We start from the raw sequence: 21,772 nt of genomic DNA on the forward strand, positions 1-21,772 counted from the left end.
CGAGCCAGGTGTGGGGCCGCCCGGCGGCGCGCGGGGGCCGGCCGGGTCGGACCGTCGGTGGGGGGCGACGGCCCGGCCCGGCCTCGGGGAGGCTGGTCCTCGTGGTTCCCGCCGGGGCCGGTGGCCCCCGCGTTCTCCCCGGGTGGTTCGGTCGGCAGGGCGCCCGGTCAGACGCCCAGTTCGTTGTCGAGGATGTCGAACAGGTCCTCGGCGGAGGCTGCTTCGAGTGCGGCCTCCGCGGCGGGCTCCGTCCCGTTCTCCTCGGCCCCCGGACCGTCGGCCCAACGGGCGCTCAGCGCCCGCAGGCGGGCGGCGATCCGGGAGTGCTCGGCGCCGTCGGGGGTGGCGGCGCCGAGCACGGCTTCCAGGCGGGCCAGCTCGTCCTCCAGGCTGGGCGCGCCGGCCGTCCCGACCAGTTCGCCACGGAGGTACGCGGCGACGGCGGCCGAGGTCGGCTGGTCGTAGATCAGCGTGGACGGGAGCCGCACCCCGCAGGCCGACCCGAGGCGGTTGCGGAGTTCGACCGCGGCCAGCGAGTCGAAGCCCAGCTCGGAGAAGCCGCGTTCGGCGTCGACCGCCTCCGGGCCCGCGTGGCCGAGGACCGCGGCGACGTGCGTCCGGACCAGGGTGAGCAGCAGTGCGAGCTGCTCCTCCCCGTCGAGCGCCGACAGCCGCTGGACGAGGTCCTCCGCCCCGCCCTGCCGACCGCTCCCGGCCGCCCGGCGGTCGCGCCGCACCGGCACCCGGACCAGTTCGCGCAGCAGGTGCGGAACGCCCTCCGCCGCGGCCCGCGCCCGGATCGGGGCGGTGTCGAGGCGGACCGGGAGCAGCACGGCGTCGTCGGAGCGCAGGGCCGCGTCGAAGAGCGCGAGGCCCTCCGCCACCGTGAGTGCGGTGACCCCCGAGCGCGACATCCGCGCCCGGTCGGTCTCGCCCAGGCCCTCGCCCATGCCGTCGCCCGACTCCCACAGGCCCCAGGCCAGCGAGACCGCGGGGCGGCCGGCCGCCCTGCGGTGCTGCGCGAGGGCGTCCAGGTAGGCGTTGGCCGCGGCGTAGTTGGCCTGGCCGGCGCTGCCGACGGTGCCGGCCAGCGAGGAGAAGAGGACGAAGGTGCGGACCGGGTGAGCAGCCGTCAGCTCGTCCAGCAGGGCGGCGGCGTCGAGCTTGGGCCGCAGCACCGCGTCGTAGCGCTCCGGCGTCAGGGACGCGAAGGTGCCGTCGTCCAGGACGCCCGCCGTGTGCAGGACCCCGGACAGCGGGTGCGCGTCGGGGACGGCGTCCAGCGCCTCGGCCAGGGCCGCCCGGTCGGTGACGTCGCAGGCCCGGACGGTGACGCTCTTGGCGCCCAGCTCCAGCAGTTCGTCGCGGAGCGCCGGAACCCCGGCCGCCCGCTCCCCGCGCCGGCTGAGCAGCAGCAGGTGCCGCACGCCGTGCCCGGAGACCAGGTGGCGGGCCAGGACGGTGCCCAGGCCGCCGGTGCCGCCGGTGATCAGCACCGTCCCGTCGGGGTCGAACGCCGGCTCGGAGTCGCCCGTGGCCGCGTCGGCCGCCGGCGGTTCCGCCCGGACCAGGCGCGGGACCAGCAGCGAGCCGTCGCGGACCGCCACCTCCGGTGCGCCGAGGGCCACGGCCGCGGGCAGCGGCCCGAAGCCGTCCGCCGGGTCGGCGTCGACGATGGTCAGCCGCTCCGGGTACTCCTCCTGGACCGAGCGCAGCAGGCCCCACAGCGGTGCGTGGGCGAGGTCCGGCACGGCGTCCCCGGCGGCGGCGGCGACCGCGCCCCCGGTGAGGACGACCAGGCGGGCGCCGTCGAGCCGGTCCTCGGCGAGGAGCCGGCCGAGCAGCTCGGCGGTGCGACGGACGACGGCCCGCGGCTCGCCGGCAGCGGTGCCCTGGTCGTGCACGACGATCACCTCGGGCGCGGTGGCGCCCTCGTCCAGTGCCCGGACCAGCTCGGCGGCGTCGGCCCAGACGCCGGCCCCGGCCCCGAGCGCCCCGGCACCGGGTTCGCCGGCGCCGAGGACGGCCCAGCGGAGGTCCGGGACGGTGGCGGGGGCGGCGGCCGTCCGCCACGAGATCCGGTACATCGCGCCGGCGGCGTCCCCGGCCGGGGCGAGCTGCTCGGCCGGAACGGCGCGGGCCACCAGGGAGCGCACCGAGACGACCGGCGCGCCGGACGGGTCGGCGGCGTCGACGGCGACCACCTCGGGCCCGGCGACCCGCAGCCGGACCCGCAGCGCCGTGGCACCCGCCGAGAACAGCGTCACGCCGTTCCACGAGAACGGGAGCCGCGGGCCCGAGGCCGGATCGTCGTCGTCCGCGGCGGCACCCGGCAGCAGCGTGGCGTGCAGGGCCGCGTCGAGCAGGGCCGGGTGCAGGCCGAAGGCCGCACCGTCCGTGTGGGCCTGCTCGGGCAGCTCGACCTCCGCGAAGACGTCGTCGCCGCTGCGCCAGGCCCTGCGCAGGCCCTGGAAGACCGGGCCGTAGCCGTAGCCCTGCCCGGCCAGTTCGTCGTAGGCGTCCGCCACGGGGAGCTCCTCGGCACCCGCGGGCGGCCAGACCGTCAGGTCCGCGCCCTCCTCGGCCGGCTGGTCGCCGGGCAGCAGGACGCCGCTCGCGTGGACGGTCCACTCGCCGTCCGGGCCGGCGCCCTCGGGCCGCGCGTGCACGCGGACCGGCCGCTGCCCGTCCTCGTCCGGCGCGCCGACGGCCACCTGGACCTGGACCGCGCCCTGTTCGGGCAGGACCAGCGGGGCGGTCAGCGTCAGCTCCTCCAGGCGGCCGGAGCCGACCTGGTCACCGGCCCGGACGGCCAGCTCCACGAACGCGGCGCCCGGCAGCAGGACGGTGCCGGCCACCGCGTGGTCGGCGAGCCAGGGCTGCGCGGCCACGGAGAGTCGGCCGGTGAGCACCACCCCGTCGGAGTCGGGGAGTTCGACGGCGGCACCGAGCAACGGGTGCGCGGTGGGGCGCAGGCCCAGGGCGGAGGCGTCCACCGCGGCGGGCGCCGCGTCGAGCCAGTAGCGCTCGTGCTGGAAGGCGTACGTCGGCAGGTCGGTGCGGCGGGCGCCGGACCCCTGGAAGAGGCCTTCGCCGTCGAGCCCCCAGCCGCTGACGTAGGCGTCCGCGACGGCGGCGAGGAACGTGCGGACCTCGTCGCGGCCCTTGCGCAGGGCGGGCACGAGCAGGGCGTCGTCGGGCTCGGCCAGGCAGGCGTGGGCCATGCCGGTGAGGATCCCGTCCGGGCCCAGCTCCAGGAAGCGGGTCACGCCCGCCTCTTCGAGGGCGCGGACGCCGTCGGCGAAGCGCACGGCCTGGCGGACGTGGCGGACCCAGTACTCGGGGTCGCACAGGTCCTCGCCGGCGGCGATCCGGCCGGTGACGTTGGAGACCACGGAGACCTTGGGCTCGGCGAAGGAAAGGCCCCGGACCACGGCCCGGAACTCCTCCAGCATCGGCTCCATCAGCGGCGAGTGGAACGCGTGCGAGACGGTGAGCCGGACGGAGGCGATACCGCGCTCCTCCAGCTTCTCCACGATCTTGCGGACCGCCTTCTCGGCGCCCGAAACCACCACGGAGGCGGGGCCGTTGACGGCCGCGATGCCCGCCTGGGCCTCGTGGCCCTTCAGCAGCGGCAGCACGTCGGCCTCGGAGGCGCGGACGGCGACCATCACACCGCCGGACGGCAGCGCCTGCATCAGCCGGCCGCGCGCGGCGACCAGCTTGCAGGCGTCAGCCAGCGACAGCACCCCGGCCGCGTGGGCGGCCGCGATCTCACCCACCGAGTGGCCGGCCAGGAAGTCCGCCCGGACACCGAGCGACTCGACGAGACGGAACAGCGCCACCTCGACGGCGAACAACGCCGACTGCGTGTACACCGTGTCGTCCAGCGAACCACCCTCGCCCGCGATCACCCCGCGCAGCGAAACACCCAACTCGGCGTCCAGCAGCGCACACACCTCGTCCAGCGCGGACGCGAACACCGGGAACACCTCGGCGAGTTCACGCCCCATGCCGACGCGCTGCGCACCCTGGCCGGTGAACAGGAACGCCGTCCGGCCGCCACCGGTCCGGCCCCTGACCGCCAGGTCCGAGGGCTTGCCCTCGCCCACCGCGGCCAGGCCCGCCAGCATCTCCGCCCGCGTCGAACCCAGCACCACCGCGCGGTGGGCGTGCGTGGTGCGCGAGGTCAGGGAGGAGTAGCCGAGGTCCAACAGCCGCGAGGGGTTGGCGGCGACGAACGCCCAGAGCCGCTCGGCCTGGGCCCGCAGCGCCTCCTCGGTACGGCCGGAGACCGCGAGCGGCACCGGAGCGCCGTCGGGCCACTGTCCCTCGGCGGCCCCGGCCTCCTCGGCCGGGGCCTCCTCCAGGATCACGTGCGCGTTGGTCCCGCTGATGCCGAACGAGGAGACACCCGCCCGGCGCGGCACGCCGTCCTTCCGTTCCCACGGCTGCGCCTGCGTCAGCAGCTCGACGTCGCCCGCCGTCCAGTCCACGTGCGAGGAGGGCGCGTCCACGTGCAGGGTCTTCGGCAGCACCTCGTGGCGCATCGCCTCGACCATCTTGATGATGCCCGCGACACCGGCCGCAGCCTGGGTGTGGCCCAGGTTCGACTTCACCGAGCCCAGCCAGAGCGGGCTGCCCTCGGGACGGCCCTGACCGTACGTCGCGAGCAGCGCCTGCGCCTCGATCGGGTCGCCCAGCGTGGTGCCCGTGCCGTGCGCCTCGACGGCGTCCACGTCCGCGGTGGACAGGCCCGCGTCGGCCAGTGCCGCCCGGATCACCCGCTGCTGCGACGGACCGTTCGGCGCCGTCAGGCCGTTGCTCGCACCGTCCTGGTTCACCGCCGAGCCCCGCACCACCGCGAGGACGGGGTGGCCGTTGCGCCGGGCGGCGGAGAGCCGCTCCACCAGGAGCACGCCGACGCCCTCGCCCCAGCCGGTGCCGTCCGCCGCCTCGGCGAACGGCTTGCACCGGCCGTTCGCGGCGAGGCCGCGCTGGCGCGTGAAGTCGATGAACGTGTCCGGGGTCGCCATCACGGTGACGCCGCCCGCCAGCGCGAGGTCGCACTCGCCCCGGCGCAGCGCCTGGATCGCCCAGTGCAGGGCCACCAGCGAGGACGAGCACGCGGTGTCGACCGAGACCGCCGGGCCCTCCAGGCCCAGGCTGTAGGAGACCCGGCCGGAGACCACGCTGCCCAGGCTGCCGTTGCCGAGGTAGCCGCTGACGTCCTCGGGGACGGCGCCGAGCCGGGTGGCGTAGTCGTGGTACATCACGCCGGCGAAGACGCCGGTCCGGCTGCCCTTGAGCGAGGACGGGTCGACGCCGGCCCGCTCGATGGCCTCCCAGGACCCCTCCAGCAGCAGTCGCTGCTGCGGGTCGAGGGCCAGCGCCTCACGCGGGCTGATGCCGAAGAACTCGGCGTCGAAGTCGGCCGCGTCGTAGAGGAAGCCGCCCTCGCGGCTGATGGTCCTGCCGGGCTTTCCCGGCTCGGGGTCGTAGATGGCGTCGGTGTCCCAGCCGCGGTTCTCGGGGAATCCGCCGATGCCGTCGCGGCCGGCGGCCAGCAGCTCCCACAGCTCCTCGGGCGAACGGACGTCGCCGGGGAACCGGCAGCTCATGCCGACGATCGCGATCGGCTCGTCGTCGTTCAGCACCACCGCCGGGCCGGCCTCGGGACCGGACTCCTCCTCGGCGCCGACGAGTTCGTCCCGCAGGAAGCGGGCCAGGACGTCGGAGGCCGGGTAGTCGAAGACGAGCGTGGCGGGCAGCCGCAGGCCGGTCTCCTGGTTGAGCCGGTTGCGCAGGCTGACGGCCGCGAGGGAGTCGAAGCCGAGCTCCTTGAAGGCACGCTGCGGCTCCACGGCGTCCTTGCCGCCGTGGCCGAGGACGCCCGCGACCTCGGCGCGGACCAGGTCGAGCAGGAAGGCGTCCCGTTCGTCCGCCGCCAGGCGGAGCAGCCGGCCGCGCAGGCCGTCGGACGCGTCGGCTCCGGCGGCGGCCCGGCGGGTGGCCACGGGGACCAGGCCGCGCAGCATCGCCGGGACCGGCTCGGCCGAACGCCGGACGGCGGCGAAGTCCCAGTGGACCGGAAGCAGCACCGGCTCGTCGGACGACAGCGCCGCGTCGAAGAGCGCCACGCCCTCGTCCTCGCCGAGCGCGAGGACGCCCGCCGCGGCGATGCGGTCGATGTCGGCCTGGGAGAGGTTGCCGCCCATGCCGGTGCCGGTGTCCCACAGACCCCAGGCCAGCGAGAGGGCCGGCAGGCCCTCCGACCGGCGCCGGCGGGCGAGGGTGTCCAGGTAGGCGTTGGCCGCGGCGTAGTTGCCCTGACCGGCGCCGTCCAGCGTGCCCGCGACGGAGGAGAAGAGGACGAAGGCCTTGAGGTCGAGGTCCCGGGTCAGCTCGTGCAGGTGCCGGGCGGCGTCCGCCTTCGGCCGCAGCACCGCGTCCACCCGCTCCGGCGTGAGGGAGGTGATGGTTCCGTCGTCGACGATGCCGGCGGTGTGGATGACGGCGCTCAGCGGGTGGGCCTCGCCGATGCGGTCGAGGACGGCGGCCAGGGCCTCACGCTCGGCGACGTCGGCGGCTTCCAGCCGGACGGATTCGGCGCCCAGGGTGAGGAGTTCGTCCCGCAGGCCGCTTGCGCCGGGGGCACTGCCACCGCGGCGGCTGACCAGGACGAGGTGGCGGACGCCGTGCGCGGTGACCAGGTGGCGGGCGATGACGGCGCCGAGGCCGCCGGTGCCGCCGGTGACGAGCACGGTTCCGGTGCCGTCGAACGGCGAGCCGGTACCGGTCTCGGCGCGGACCACGCGCGGAGCGAAGACCGCGCCGTCGCTCAGGGCGAGTTCGGGCTCGCCGGAGGCGACGGCGGCGGGCAGCAGGGACGTGTCTGCGTCGGTCGGCTCAACCAGGACGAACCGGCCGGGCTCCTCCGCCTGCGCGGAGCGCACCAGACCGGCCACGGCGCCGCCGGCCGGCGAACCGGCCTGCGTCAGCACGACCAGCTTCGAGTCCTCGAAGCGGTCGTCGGCCAGCCAGGACTGGAGCGTCGCCAGGACACGGTTGACGGCCTCCCGCACGTCACCGTCGCCCACCGGCAGCACCACCACGTCCGCACCCGCCGCGGACCCGAGGTCCGCAACCGGCTCCACACCGGACACCCCGGCGCCCAACGCCACCCAGCGGCCCTCCCGCACCACACCCGCGTCCACCGCGAGCTGCGTCCGGTCCAGCCGGAACAGCGCGTCGCGCGCGGCGGTCGGGGCGGCGGAGAGCTGCTCGGGGGTGACGACGCGTACGGCGAGGGAGTCGACGGAGGCGACGGGCGCGCCGCTCGGGTCGGCGAGCTCCAGCGAGAGCGCGTCCGTGCCCCGGGCCGTGAGGCGGACCCGCAGCGCGGCGGCCCCGGTGGCGTGCAGGCGCACGCCGCTCCAGGCGAAGGGCAGGCGCAGCTCGGTGTCCGGCGTCTCGGCGCCCTGGCCCGCGGCGTGCAGGGCCGCGTCGAGCAGCGCCGGGTGCAGGCCGAAGCGGGGGGCCTGGTCCCGGACCTCCTCGGGCAGGGCGACCTCGGCGAAGACGTCGTCGCCGCGCCGCCAGGCGGCCCGCAGGCCCTGGAAGGCGGGCCCGTAGCCGTAGCCCTGCTCGGTCATCCGCTGGTAGGCGTCCGACACGTCGATCTCGACGGCGCCCTTCGGCGGCCAGGCGGTCAGGTCGAAGGACGGCCCGCCCTGGCCCGGGAGCAGCGTGCCGGTGGCGTGGACGGTCCAGGGGCGCTCGCCCGCGGCGCCGTCGGCCGACCGGTCGTCGGGGCGGGCGTGGATGCGGACGGGCCGGCCGCCGCCCTCGCCGGGGGCGCCGACGGACACCTGGAGCTGCACGCCGCCGCGCGGGGGCAGGACCAGCGGCGCGGTCAGGGTCAGTTCGTCCAGCAGGCCGTAGCCGACCTGGTCGCCGGCCCGGATCGCCATCTCGACGAACGCGGTGCCGGGCAGCAGCACCGTGCCGCCCGCGGCGTGGTCGGCGAGCCACGGCTGGGTCTCCACGCCGAGCAGTCCGGTGAGCAGCGCCTCGTCCGCGCCGGCGATGGCGACGGCGGCGCCGAGCAGCGGGTGGTCGGCCGCCGCCAGGCCGAGCGCGGCCGGGTCGCCGGTGTCGGCCACGGACTCGGGCCAGTAGCGCTCGTGCTGGAAGGCGTAGGTCGGCAGGTCCACCCGGCGGGCGCCGCGGCCGGCGTGGAACGCCTGCCAGTCCACCGGGACGCCCAGGGTGTGGGCCCGGCCGAGCGCCCGGGTGAAGTCCTCGACGGGGGCGCCCTGCCCCGGCGGGGCGATCACGGCGGTGGGGACGTCGGCGGTGGCCGCCGCCAGGACGGTGTCGGCCGACAGCGGGGCCGGGCCGGCGTCGACGAAGAGCGTGTGGCCGTTCTCCACCAGGGTCCGTACCGCGTGGGCGAACTCCTCGTCCGTCCGGGTGAGGTGGAGCTGGACGGCGGCCGAGCCGCCGGACGCGGCCGGCGGCTCGGCGGTGGCGTCCGCGGCGAGCCGCGCCGCCTCCTCCGGCGCGAGCGCACCGGCCAGCTGGGCGGCGGCGATCGCGCCGCTGCCGTGGCCGATCACGGCGGTGGGGCGCAGGCCGTGCGCGCGCCACAGGGCGGCGAGCGCGACCTGGACGGCGTAGGCACCGGCCCGGGCGACGTCGGGGCGGTCCGGGGTCGGCGCCGTCCGGGCTCCCGCGACCACCGCGGTGAGGTCCCAGCCGGTGTGGGTGCGCAGCGCGGCGGCCACCGTCCGCAGCCGCTCGGCGAAGAGCGGGGAGGCGGCGGCCAGCGCGCGGGCGACCGGCGCCCAGGCGGCGGGCCCGGCGCCGGGGGCGCCGGCGTGGTCGGGCAGCACGAGGACGGTACGGGGCTCCCGGCCCGCCACGCCCCGGGTCAGGGCCGCGGACTCCTCGCCGTCGGCGAGGGCGCGCAGGCCGGCCCGCAGGGCCGCGTCGTCGGCGGCGGTCAGCACGGCCCGGTGTTCGAGGGCCGCGCGGGACAGGGCCAGGGAGGAGGCGGTGTCCGGCAGGGCGCGGGCGTCGGCCGCCTCCTCCAGGTGGTGCAGGAGGCGCTCCGCCTGGGCGCGGAGGGCGGGTTCGTCCCGGGCGGAGAGCACGAACGGCAGCGCGGCGGAGCCGTCGGCCGTCCAGGCCCGGGGCTCGTCGGTGCCGGCGGCCCCCGCGTCGTCGCGGGCCGGGGCGTCCTGGACGGCGGCGTCCTCCTCGGCCGGCGCCTCCTCGATGATCACGTGCGCGTTGGTGCCGCTGATGCCGAAGGACGAGATGCCGGCCCGGCGGAGCCCGCCGTCCGCCTTCTCCCACGACCGGGACTCGGCCAGCAGCTCGACGGCGCCCGCCTCCCACTCCACCTGGGAGGTCGGCGCGTCCACGTGCAGGGTCTTCGGCAGCACGCCGTGGCGCATCGCCTGGACCATCTTGATGATGCCCGCGGCGCCCGCCGCCGCCTGGGTGTGGCCCATGTTGGACTTGATCGAGCCGAGCCAGAGCGGCCGGCCCTCCGGCCGCTCCCGGCCGTAGGTGGCGAGCAGCGCCTGCGCCTCGATCGGGTCGCCGAGGCGGGTGCCGGTGCCGTGCGCCTCCACCACGTCGACCTCGGCCGCGGAGAGCCGGGCGTTGGCCAGCGCGGCGCGGATGACGCGCTGCTGGGAGGGGCCGTTGGGCGCGGTGAGACCGTTGCTGGCGCCGTCCTGGTTGAGGGCGGAGCCGCGCACCACGGCCAGCACCCGGTGCCCGTTGCGGCGCGCGTCGGAGAGGCGCTCCAGGACGAGCATGCCCACGCCCTCCGACCAGCCGGTGCCGTCGGCGGCCTCGGCGAAGGACTTGCAGCGGCCGTCGGGCGCGAGGCCGCGCTGGCGGCTGAACTCGACGAACGTGCGCGGCGTCGACATCACCGTCACACCGCCGGCCAGGGCCAGCGTGGAGGTGCCCTGCCGCAGCGACTGGGCCGCCAGGTGGACCGCCACCAGGGAGGACGAGCAGGCGGTGTCGATCGAGATGGCCTGGCCCTCCAGGCCCAGGCTGTACGACACCCGCCCCGACACGACGCTGCTGTCGGTGCCGACGACCAGGAAGCCCTCCGCGCCCTCGGCGACCGTGCCGGGCCGCGCGTGGTAGTCGGCGGCCATGACGCCGACGAACACCGAGGTCTGGCTGCCGCGCAGCGTGTGCACGTCGATCCCGGCGTGCTCGAAGGCCTCCCAGGACGCCTCCAGCACCATCCGCTGCTGCGGGTCGGTGGCGGACGCCTCGTGCGGGCTCATGCTGAAGAACGGCGCGTCGAACAGCGGGGCGTCGTGCAGGAACCCGCCCTCCTTGGCGTACGTCTTGCCCGACCGCGAGGCGTCGGTGTCGAAGACGCCTTCGAGGTCCCAGCCCCGGTCCTCGGGGAACCCGGTGACGGCGTCCCGGCCCTCGGCCACCAGCCGCCACAGGTCGTCCGCGTTCTCGACCCCGCCGGGGAAGCGGCAGCTCATCCCGACGATGGCGATCGGCTCCTGCGCCGCGGCGGTGACCTGGTCGTGCCGCCGGCGCAGCCGCTCGTTCTCCAGCAGCGACTTGCGCAGCGCGTCGGCTATCTGCTCGACAGAAGTACTCACAGTCCTATGCCTTCCTCGGTCACTCGGAGTCGCTGCGCCGGGCCGCCTCGGCCAACAGGGCCTCGACGTCCATCGCCATGATCGATTCGCTCTGGTCCGCCTGTGCGGCGTCGTCCTGCTGCTGCGCGGTCCCGCCGGGGGCGGCGAGCGCGAGCAGCGAGTCGAGCAGTCCGGCCTCCCGGACACGGGCGAGCGAGAGGGTGCCGATCGCCTGGCGGAAGGCCTCCTCGTCCAGCTCCGTGCCGGAGCCGGCGGCCACCTCGGGGATGTCCGGGAGCAGTTCGGTGAGCAGGTACTTCGAGAGCGCCACCGGGCTCGGGTAGTCGAAGATCAGCGTCGCGGGCAGGCGCTGCCCGGTGGCCTTGTTGAGCCGGTTGCGCAGTTCGACGGCCGTGAGCGAGTCGAAGCCGACCTCCTGGAAGGAGCGCGCCGGGTCCACCGTGGCGGCGTTGGTGTGGCCCAGGACGGCGGCCACGTGCGCGCAGATCAGGTTCTGGAGCAGGTGGAGCTGTTCGTCCTGCGAGAGGCCCGCGAGCTGGGACTCCAGGCTCTCGTCCGCCGCGGGCGCGGCGGCCGGACCGGCCTTCGCCGCCCGGGGCGCGCGGGGCTCGGCCGTCGGGACCAGGGTGCGCAGCATGGCGGGGACCCCGCCGGTGCGGGCCCGCAGACCCGCCGGGTCCAGCTTGACGGGCAGCAGCACCGCCTCGTCGGCGCCGACCGAGGCGTCGAACAGGGCGAGGCTCTCCTCGGCCGAAAGGCCCACCACGCCGGAGGAGTTGATCCGCTGGACGTCGGTGCGGCTGAGGTTGCCGCCCATGCCGGTGCCGGTGTCCCACAGACCCCAGGCCAGCGAGAGGGCCGGCAGGCCGTCCAGCCAGCGCTGGCGGGCGAGGGCGTCCAGGTAGGCGTTGGCCGCGGCGTAGTTGCCCTGACCGGCGCCGTCCAGCGTGCCCGCCACCGACGAGAACAGGACGAACGCGCGCAGCGGGAGGTCTCGGGTCAGCTCGTGCAGGTGCCAGGCCGCGTCGGCCTTCGGCCGCAGCACCGCGTCCACCCGCTCCGGGGTCAGCGAGCCGATCGTGCCGTCGTCCACCACACCGGCCGTGTGCACCACACCGGCCAGCGGACGCTCCTGCGGAACCCGGCCCAGCACATCCGCCAGCGCCGCACGGTCGGCGACGTCCGCCGCCTCCACCAGCACCGACTCCGCACCCAGACCCAGCAGCTCGTCCCGCAGCTCCACCGCACCCGGCGCCGCCTCACCACGACGGCTCACCAGCACCAGACTCCGCACACCGTGCCCGGTCACCAGATGCCGGGCCACCACCGCACCCAGACCACCCGTACCACCGGTCACCAGCACCGTCCCGCCGCCGTCGAACGGCGACCCCGACCCGGCCTCGGCCCGCGCCAACCTCGGCACGAACACCCCGCCCTCACGCAGGGCCAGTTCGGGCTCGCCGGAGGCCACGGCGGCGGGCAGCAGGCGCAGCGAGGAGTCGCCGCCGGCCAGCTCCACCAGTACGAACCGCTCCGGGTTCTCGGCCTGCGCCGACCGGACCAGACCGGCGACCGCGCCGCCGGCCAGCGAACCGGCGTCCGTCAGCACCACCAGCCGCGACGACTCGAACCGGTCGTCCGCCAGCCAGGCCCGGAGCACCTCCAGCACGCGGGAGGTCTCCGCCCGCACCCCGGCGGGGCTGTCGTCCGGCCCGCCGGACGGCAGCAGCACGACCTTCGCGCCGGTGACCGCGCCGAGCTCCGGGGCCGCTTCCAGGCCCCACTGGGACGCCCAGGCGTCCGCCTCGGGACCGACCACGGCCCAGCGGCCCTCCATCGGCACCGCGGGGTCCAGCGGGTCGGCCACCCACTCCGTCCGGTACACCGTCCGGCTGTCGCCGCCGCGCGCCGCCTCGATCTGCTCGACCGACACCGGCCGGGCCACCATCGAGCCCACCGTCATCACGGGCAGGCCCGCGCTGTCGGCGATGACCAGCGACGACTCGTTCGGCGCCGAGGAGGAGACCTTCACCCGCAGCCCGGTGACGCCCGGCGTGAGCAGGGAGACGTCGGACCAGGCGAAGGGCAGCGAGGCCCCGTCGGTGCCGCGCGGGGAGTTGTCGAGCAGCTCGGTGGCGTGCAGCGCGGAGTCGAGCAGCGCGGGGTGCAGGCCGAAGGCGGCCGCGTCCACGTGCGCCTCCTCCGGGAGGGCGATCTCGGCGAAGATCTCGCCGTTGCGCTTCCAGGCGGCCCGCAGCCCCTGGAAGACCGGGCCGTAGACCAGGCCGTCGCCGGCCAGTTCGGCGTAGAGGCCGTCCAGGTCGACCGCCTCGGCGCCCTTCGGCGGCCAGACCCCCAGGCCCGCGCCCGCCTCGGGCGAGGCGTTGGTCAGCGTGCCGGTGGCGTGCTTCAGCCACAGGCGCTCACCCGTCGCCTCCTCCGGCCGGGAGTAGACCGAGAACGGGCGTCGGCCCGCCTCCTCCGGGTCGCCGACGACGACCCGCAGCTGGCAGCCGGCGCGCTCCGGGAAGACCAGCGGCGCCTGGAGGGTCAGCTCCTCCAGGAAGCCGTGACCGGAGTGCAGGCCCGCGTGGACGGCCAGGTCGACGAACGCGGTGCCCGGCAGCAGGACGGCGCCGGCGACCGCGTGGTCGGCCAGCCACGGGTGCGAGTCGAGACCGACCCGGCCCGTGAACAGGTAGCCGTCGGAGTCCGGGAGTTCGACGGCGGCACCGAGGAAGGGGTGCTCCGTCGCGGCCTGTCCCAGGGACGCGGCGTCCCCGGCGGCGGCCACCGCGTCGAGCCAGTAGTGCTCGTGCTGGAAGGCGTAGGTCGGCAGGTCGGTGCGGCGGGCGCCGGTTCCCTGGAAGACGGCCGTCCAGTCGACGTCCGCGCCGGCCTCGAACACGGCGGCGAGGGCGGCCAGCAGGGCCGGGACCTCGTCGCGGCCCTTGCGCAGGGCGGGCACGAGCAGGGCGTCGTCGGCCTCGGCCAGGCAGGCGTGGGCCATGCCGGTGAGGATCCCGTCCGGGCCCAGCTCCAGGAAGCGGGTCACGCCCTCCTCTTCGAGGGCGCGGACGCCGTCGGCGAAGCGCACGGCCTGGCGGACGTGGCGCACCCAGTACTCCGGGTCGCGCAGCTCCTCCCCGGCGGCGATCTTGCCGGTGACGTTGGAGACGACCGCCAGCTTGGGCTCGGCGAACTCCAGACCGGTGACGACCGCCCGGAACTCCTCCAGCATCGGCTCCATCAGCGGCGAGTGGAACGCGTGCGAGACGGTCAGCCGGACGGAGGCGATGGCGCGCTCCTCCAGCTTCGCCACGATCTTGCGCACCGCCTTCTCGGCGCCCGAAACCACCACGGAGGCGGGGCCGTTGACGGCCGCGATGCCCGCCTGGGCCTCGTGGCCCTTCAGCAGCGGCAGCACATCGGCCTCGGAGGCGCGGACGGCGACCATCACGCCGCCGGCCGGCAGCGCCTGCATCAACCGGCCGCGCGCGGCGACCAGCTTGCAGGCGTCCGCCAGCGACAGCACCCCGGCCGCGTGGGCGGCCGCGATCTCGCCGACCGAGTGGCCGGCCAGGAAGTCCGCCCGGACACCGAGCGACTCGACGAGACGGAACAGCGCCACCTCGACGGCGAACAGCGCCGACTGGGTGTACACCGTGTCGTCCAGCGAGCCGCCGTGGCCCGCGATCACCCCGCGCAGCGAGACGCCGAGCTCGGCGTCCAGCAGCCCGCACACCTCGTCCAGCGCGGACGCGAACACCGGGAACACCTCGGCGAGTTCACGCCCCATACCGACGCGCTGCGCACCCTGCCCGGTGAACAGGAACGCCGTCCGGCCCTCGGAGCGGACAGCTCCGGCCCCGGCGCCGTTGCCGGCGGCGAGCTCCGCCAGGCTGCCCAGGAACTCCTCGCGCGTCGAGCCGAAGACCACCGCACGCCGGGCGTGCGCGGTACGCGTGGTCAGCGACGAGTAGCCGAGGTCCAGCAGGCGGGAGGCGTCGGCGGAGACGAACGCGTGCAGCCGCTCGGCCTGGGCGCGCAGCGCGGCCTCCGTGCGGCCGGAGACCGCGAGCGGCACCGGTGCACCCGACGGCCAGCCCGCAACCGGCTCCTCGACGACGTCCTCCGCCGCCGGGGCCTCCTCCAGGATCACGTGGGCGTTGGTGCCGGAGATGCCGAACGAGGAGACACCCGCACGGCGCGGCACGCCGTCCGTCCGCTCCCAGGCCCGGGCCTCGGCCAGCAGCTCGACGTCGCCCGCCGTCCAGTCCACGTGCGAGGACGGCGCGTCCACGTGCAGGGTCTTCGGCAGCACCTCGTGGCGCATCGCCTGCACCATCTTGATGATGCCCGCGACGCCGGCCGCGGCCTGGGTGTGGCCCAGGTTCGACTTCACCGAGCCCAGCCAGAGCGGGCTGCCCTCGGGGCGGCCCTGGCCGTAGGTGGCGATCAGCGCCTGCGCCTCGATCGGGTCGCCCAGCGTGGTGCCCGTGCCGTGCGCCTCGACGGCGTCCACGTCCGTGGTCGCGAGACCCGCGTCGGCCAGCGCCGCCCGGATCACCCGCTGCTGCGACGGACCGTTCGGCGCCGTCAGGCCGTTGCTCGCACCGTCCTGGTTGATCGCCGAACCCCGGACCACGGCCAGCACCTCGTGCCCGAGCCGGCGCGCGTCCGACAGCCGCTCGACGAGCAGCACGCCGACGCCCTCGCCCCAGCCGGTGCCGTCCGCGGCCTCCGCGAACGCCTTGCAGCGGCCGTCCTTGGCGAGGCCCCGCTGGCGGCTGAAGTCGGTGAAGGTCTCGGGGGTCGCCATGACGGTGACGCCGCCCGCGAGGGCCAGCGTGCACTCGCCCCGGCGCAGCGCCTGGATCGCCCAGTGCAGGGCGACCAGCGAGGAGGAGCAGGCGGTGTCGACGGAGACCGCCGGACCCTCCAGGCCCAGGCTGTAGGCGACGCGGCCGGAGACCACGCTGCCCAGGCTGCCGTTGCCCAGGTACGTCTCCAGGTCCTCGGGGACGGCCCCGAGACGGGAGGCGTAGTCGTGGTACATCACGCCGGCGAAGACACCGGTCCGGCTGCCCTTGAGCGAGGACGGGTCGATGCCGGCCCGCTCGATCGCCTCCCAGGACGCCTCCAGCAGCAGTCGCTGCTGCGGGTCGGTGGCCATCGCCTCGCGCGGGCTGATGCCGAAGAACTCGGCGTCGAAGTCGGCGGCGTCGTGCAGGAAGCCGCCCTCGTTGGAGTAGGTCTTGCCCGGCTTGCCCGGCTCGGGGTCGAAGATGCCCTTGTTGTCCCAGCCGCGGTTCTCGGGGAACCGGGTGATGCCGTCGCGGCCTGCGGCCAGCAGCTCCCACAGCTCCTCGGGCGAACGGACGTCGCCGGGGAACCGGCAGCTCATGCCGACGATCGCGATCGGCTCGTCGTTGTTGAGGACCACGGCGGGGGCCGCCTCGACGGCCGGCGTGTCGGCCCCGACCACGGTCTCCTTGATGTGGTCCGCGAGCGCCTGGGGCGTCGGGTAGTCGAAGACGAGCGTGGCGGGCAGCCGCAGGCCGGTCTCCTGGTTGAGCCGGTTGCGCAGATCGACCGCCGAGAGGGAGTCGAAACCGATCTCGGTGAAGGCGCGCTTGCTGTCGATGGCCGCGCCGCTCTCGTGGTGCAGGACGGCGGCGACGTGCGTGCGCACCAGGTCGAGCAGGACCCGGGTGCGCTCGTCCGCGGAGAGCCCGGCGAGCCGCTGGGCGATCGGGGACTCGGCCCGCTCGGTGCCGCTCTTCTCGGCGGCGCGGCGGGCCGTCGTCCGGACGAGGTCGCGCAGGACGGCCGGGACGCCGTCGGCGCGGGCCCGCAGGTCCGCCTGGTCGAGGCGGACGGGAAGGAGCACGGGCTCGTCGGTGGCCAGCGCGGCGTCGAACAGGGCGAGGCTGTCCTCGGCCGAGAGGCCCACCATCCCGGAGGAGTTGAGGCGCTCGATGTCGGTGCGGCTGAGGTTGCCGCCCATGCCGGTGCCGGTGTCCCAGAGACCCCAGGCCAGCGAGTGGGCCGGCAGGCCCTCCGACCGGCGCTGCCGGGCGAGGGTGTCCAGGTAGGCGTTGGCCGCGGCGTAGTTGCCCTGACCGGCGCCGTCCAGCGTGCCCGCGGCGGAGGAGAAGAGGACGAAGGCCTTGAGGTCGAGGTCCCGGGTCAGCTCGTGCAGGTGCCGGGCCGCGTCGGCCTTCGGCCGCAGCACCGCGTCCACCCGCTCCGGGGTCAGCGAGCCGATCGTGCCGTCGTCCACCACACCGGCCGTGTGCACCACACCGGCCAGCGGACGCTCCTGCGGAACCCGGCCCAGCACACCCGCCAGCGCCGCACGGTCGGCGACGTCCGCCGCCTCCACCAGCACCGACTCCGCACCCAGACCCAGCAGCTCGTCCCGCAGCTCCACCGCACCCGGCGCCGCCTCACCACGACGGCTCACCAGCACCAGACTCCGCACACCGTGCCCGGTCACCAGATGCCGGGCCACCACCGCACCCAGACCACCCGTACCACCGGTCACCAGCACCGTCCCGGCACCGTCGAACGGCGACCCCGACCCGGCCTCGGCCCGCGCCAACCGCGGCACGAACACCCCGCCCTCACGCAGCACCAGCTCCGGCTCACCCGACGCCACCGCGGCCGCCAACAGCGTCGCGTCACCGCCGGCCAGCTCCACCAGCACCAACCGCCCGGGCTCCTCGGCCTGCGCCGACCGGACCAGACCGGCCACCGCGCCGCCGGCCAGCGAACCGGCCTCCGTCAGCACCACCAGCCGCGACGACTCGAACCCGCCGTCCGCCAGCCAGGACTGAACCGTCGCCAGCACACCGGAGACGGCCTCCCGCACGTCACCGTCGCCCACCGGCAGCACCACCACGTCCGCACCCGCCGCGGACCCGAGGTCCGCAACCGGCTCCACACCGGACACCCCGGCGCCGAGCGCCACCCAACGACCCTCCCGCACCGCACCCGCGTCCACCGCGAGCTCCTTGAGGGAGAGGCGGTAGAGCGGGCCGGCGCCGGTCGAGGAGAGCTGGGCGGAGGAGACCGGTCGGGCCAGCACCGAGCCGACCGACATGACCGGCCGGCCCGTGCCGTCGGCGATCAGCAGCGAGGACTTCTCCCGGCCGTCGACCGCGATGCGCACCCGGAGCCTGTCCGCGCCCACCGCGTGCAGGGTGACGTCGTTCCAGGCGAAGGGCAGCAGGGTCGCGTCCTCGTCGGTCGCGGCCTCGGGGAACGCCAGGTCGGCGGCCTGGAGGGCGGCGTCGAGGAGCGCCGGGTGCAGCCCGAACGCGGCCGCGACGGGCTGCTCGCCCTCGGGCAGGGCGATCTCGGCGAAGATCTCGTCGCCGCGCCGCCAGGCGGCCCGCAGCCCCTGGAAGACCGGGCCGTAGTCGTAGCCCTGCTCGGCCATCCGGGCGTAGGCGCCGGAGAGGTCGAGCGCGGTGGCCTCCTGCGGCGGCCAGGCGGTGAGCTCCGCCGGGGCGGCCGGGCCGGCCTCCGGGGCGAGGACGCCCTGGGCGTGCTGGGTCCAGGACGCGTCGAAGGAGGCGTCGTCGCCGGCCCGGGAGTGGATCGCCAGGGTGCGGCGGCCCGTGTCGTCGGCCGCGCCGACCACGATGCCGACCGCGACGCCGCCGACCTCCGGGAGGATGAGCGGGGCCTGCAGGGTCAGCTCCTCCAGGGCCTGGCAGCCGACCTGGTCACCGGCTCGGACGGCCAGCTCCACGAAGGCCGTGCCCGGCAGCAGGACCTGCCCGCGGATGGCGTGGTCGGCGAGCCAGGGGGTGTTGCGCAGGTCCAGGCGGCCGGTGAGCACGACGCCGTCGGTGCCGGGCAGCTGGACGCCCGCGCCGAGCAGCGGGTGGTCGACGGCGAGCTGGCCGACGGAGGCCGGGTCGGTCTGGGACGTGCCCGCGTCGAGCCAGTAGCGGCGGCGCTGGAAGGCGTACGTCGGCAGGTCGAGGGCCGGGGAGAGGGCGCCGGGGAAGAACGGCGTCCAGTCCACCGCGTTCCCGCGGGTGTGGACGTGGGCGAGTGCGGTGAGCAGCTCGCGCTCCTCCGGGCGGTCCCGGCGCAGGACCGGGGCGAGGAGGGCCTCGTCGGGGTGCTGGAGGCAGGGCTGCGCCATGGCGGTGAGCACGCCGTCGGGGCCGAGTTCGAGGTAGGTGGTGACACCCGCCTCCTCCAGCGCGCGGACGCCGTCGGCGAAGCGCACGGCCTCGCGGACGTGGCGCACCCAGTACTCGGGGTCGCGCAGCTCCTCGCCGGTCGCGAGCTTGCCGGTGACGTTGGAGACGACGGAGATCTGCGGCTCGCCGAAGCGCACGGCCCGCACCACCCGCCGGAACTCCTCCAGCATCGGCTCCATCAGCGGCGAGTGGAACGCGTGGGAGACCGTCAGCCGCTTTCCGCTGATGCCCCGGTCCGCCAGCGCGGTGACGATCTCGTCCACCGCGGCCCCGGCACCCGAGATCACCACGGAGGCCGGGCCGTTGACCGCGGCGATCCCGGCCTCGTGCTCGCGGCCCGCCAGCAGCGGCAGCACGTCCGCCTCGGCGGCGCGGACCGCCGCCATGACGCCGCCGGCCGGCAGCGCCTGCATCAGCCGGCCGCGGGCGGCCACCAGGACGCAGGCGTCCTCCAGCGAGAAGACCCCCGCGACGTGCGCGGCGGCGATCTCGCCGACCGAGTGTCCGGCCAGGTGGTCGGGGCGCACGCCGAAGGACTCCAGCAGACGGAAGAGCGCCACCTCGACGGCGAAGAGCGCCGTCTGGGTGTAGGCGGTCTGGTCCAGGAGCGCGGCCTCGGGGCTGCCGGGCTCGGCGAACAGCACGTCGAGGAGGGGGGTCTCCAGCTGGAGGTCCAGGATGTCCGCGGCGTCGTCCAGCGCGTCGGCGAACACCGGGAAGGTGTCGTACAGCTCACGGCCCATGCCGAGGCGCTGGGCGCCCTGGCCGGTGAAGAGGAAGGCGAGCAGGCCGGGGCCGGTGTGGCCGGACACCACGCCGGGCACCTGGACGCCCTCGGCGAGCGCGGTCAGGCCCGCCACGAAGGAGTCCCGGTCGGCGGCGAGGACGACGGCGCGGTCGGCGTGGTGGTCACGGGTGGTGGACAGCGCGTGGCCGACCTCGGCGGGCGAGGCGTCGGAGCCGGAGGCGAAGCCCGCGAGGCGGACGGCCTGGCCCCGCAGGGCCTCGGCGCCGCGGCCGGAGACGAGCCACGGGACGAGGGTGCCGGGGTACTCGGCGGCGGGCTCGGCGGGCGCCGCGGACTCCGCCTCCTCGGCCGGCGGGGCCTCCTCGATGATCACGTGCGCGTTGGTGCCGCTGATGCCGAACGCGGAGATGCCGGCCCGGCGGGGCTGCCCCTCGGCGGCCACCCACGGCCTGGTCTCGGTGATCAGCTCGACCCGGCCCGTGGACCAGTCGACGTGCGGGCTCGGCGCGTCCACGTGGAGGCTCTTGGGCAGCATGCCGTGCTGCATGCCCATCACCATCTTGATGACGCTGGCGACGCCGCCGGCAGCCTGGGTGTGGCCCAGGTTGGACTTGATGGAGCCGAGGAGCAGCGGCCGGTCGGCCGGGCGGCCCTGGCCGTAGGTGGCGAGGACGGCCTGGGCCTCGATCGGGTCGCCCAGGGTGGTGCCGGTGCCGTGCGCCTCCATGGCGTCGACGTCGGCGGAGGTGAGGCCCGCGTTGGCCAGGGCCTGGAGGATGAGGCGCTGCTGCGAGGGGCCGCTGGGGGCGGTGAGCCCGTTGCTGGCGCCGTCCTGGTTGATCGCGGAGGAGCGGAGCAGCGCGAGGACCCGGCGGCCGTTGCGGCGCGCGTCGGAGAGGCGCTCCAGGACGAAGATGCCGACGCCCTCGGAGAAGCCGGTGCCGTCCGCCGCCGCCGCGAACGGCTTGCAGCGGCCGTCGGGGGCGAGGCCGCGCTGCGCACTGAAGGCGCTGAACATGCCGGGGCTGCCCATGACCGTGACACCGCCCGCCAGGGCGAGCGAACTCTCCCCCTGACGCAGCGAGTTGGCGGCCAGGTGGAGCGCGACCAGGGAGCCGGAGCAGGCGGTGTCCAGGGTCATCGCCGGGCCTTCGAGGCCGAGCAGGTAGGCGAGCCGGCCGGAGATGACGCTGGGGGTGTTGCCGGTCATCAGGTAGCCGGCCAGGCCGTCCGGGGCGTCCTGGATGCGGGTGCCGTAGTCGTGCACCTCCGCACCGACGTAGACGCCGGTGCGGCCGCCGCGCAGGGTCTGCGGGGCGATGCCGGCCCGCTCCAGGGCCTCCCAGGCGGTCTCCAGGACGAGCCGCTGCTGCGGCTCCATGCCGACCGCCTCGCGCGGGCTGATCCCGAAGAACTCGGCGTCGAAGAGGGTGGCCTCGGAGAGGAAGCCGCCCTCGCGCACGTAGCTCTTGCCGGGAACGCCGGGCTCGGGGTCGTACATGCCGTCGACGTCCCAGCCGCGGTCCCTGGGGAACGGGCCGATCACCTCGGCCTCGTCCATCAGCAGGCGCCAGAGGTCCTCGGGCGAGCCGAGGTCGCCCGGGTAGCGGCAGCCGATGCCGACGATCGCGATCGGGTCGTCGTGGTCGCCGATCCGCTCGGCGACCACGGTCTCCGCGACCAGGCCGAGCGCGGTGCCCCGCAGGAAGGCGGCGAGCGCCGCGGTCGAGGGGTGGTCGTAGGCGAGGGTGACCGGCAGGTCGAGCCCGGTCGCCGCGGCCAGCCGCGCGTGGAGGTCGACCGCGGCGAGCGAGTCGAAGCCCAGTTCCAGGAAGGGGCGGTTCTCGTCGACGACACGCGGCACCTCGGCGCCGGCGTGCCGCAGCGTCTCGACGACCTGCTCGCCGACCAGTGCCACCGCAGCGCGCAGCTGCTCGGCCGGCTTCAGCCCCGACAGACGGCGGGCCAGCGCGCTGCAGTCCTGCACCGGCGCGCCACCCGTCTGGTGAACCAAGTTTTCGGACTCGCTCATTCCGCGCACTCCACTACTCATCCAGTTGCTGGCAGGCGAAAGGGTCGGGCGGCAGACGCCCCGGGCTCCGGGCGGTAGGCCCTCCACGCTCCGGACGGCAATACGCCCC

General features: G+C 75.9%; 1 protein-coding gene and 1 pseudogene. Both read right to left on the bottom strand.

The features are described from left to right. Positions 1-167: 167 nt before the first annotated feature. Positions 168-10,637, bottom strand: a pseudogene (locus ACFC1F_RS08120) (SDR family NAD(P)-dependent oxidoreductase); the annotation flags it as partial. A gap of 40 nt (positions 10,638-10,677) precedes the next feature. After that, entirely contained in the window at positions 10,678-21,663 is a 10,986-nt protein-coding gene (locus ACFC1F_RS08125; protein WP_376156501.1) for an SDR family NAD(P)-dependent oxidoreductase, read from the bottom strand. Between the last annotated feature and the right edge of the window lie 109 nt (positions 21,664-21,772).

It is taken from the genome of Kitasatospora sp. NPDC056181 (assembly GCF_042266225.1).
In the GTDB taxonomy this organism is placed as follows: domain Bacteria; phylum Actinomycetota; class Actinomycetes; order Streptomycetales; family Streptomycetaceae; genus Kitasatospora.

Coding starts and splice junctions, on each gene's coding strand:
- ACFC1F_RS08125 (WP_376156501.1), bottom strand. CDS start 21,663: ATGAGCGAGTCCGAAAACTTGGTTCACCAGACGGGTGGCGCGCCGGTG.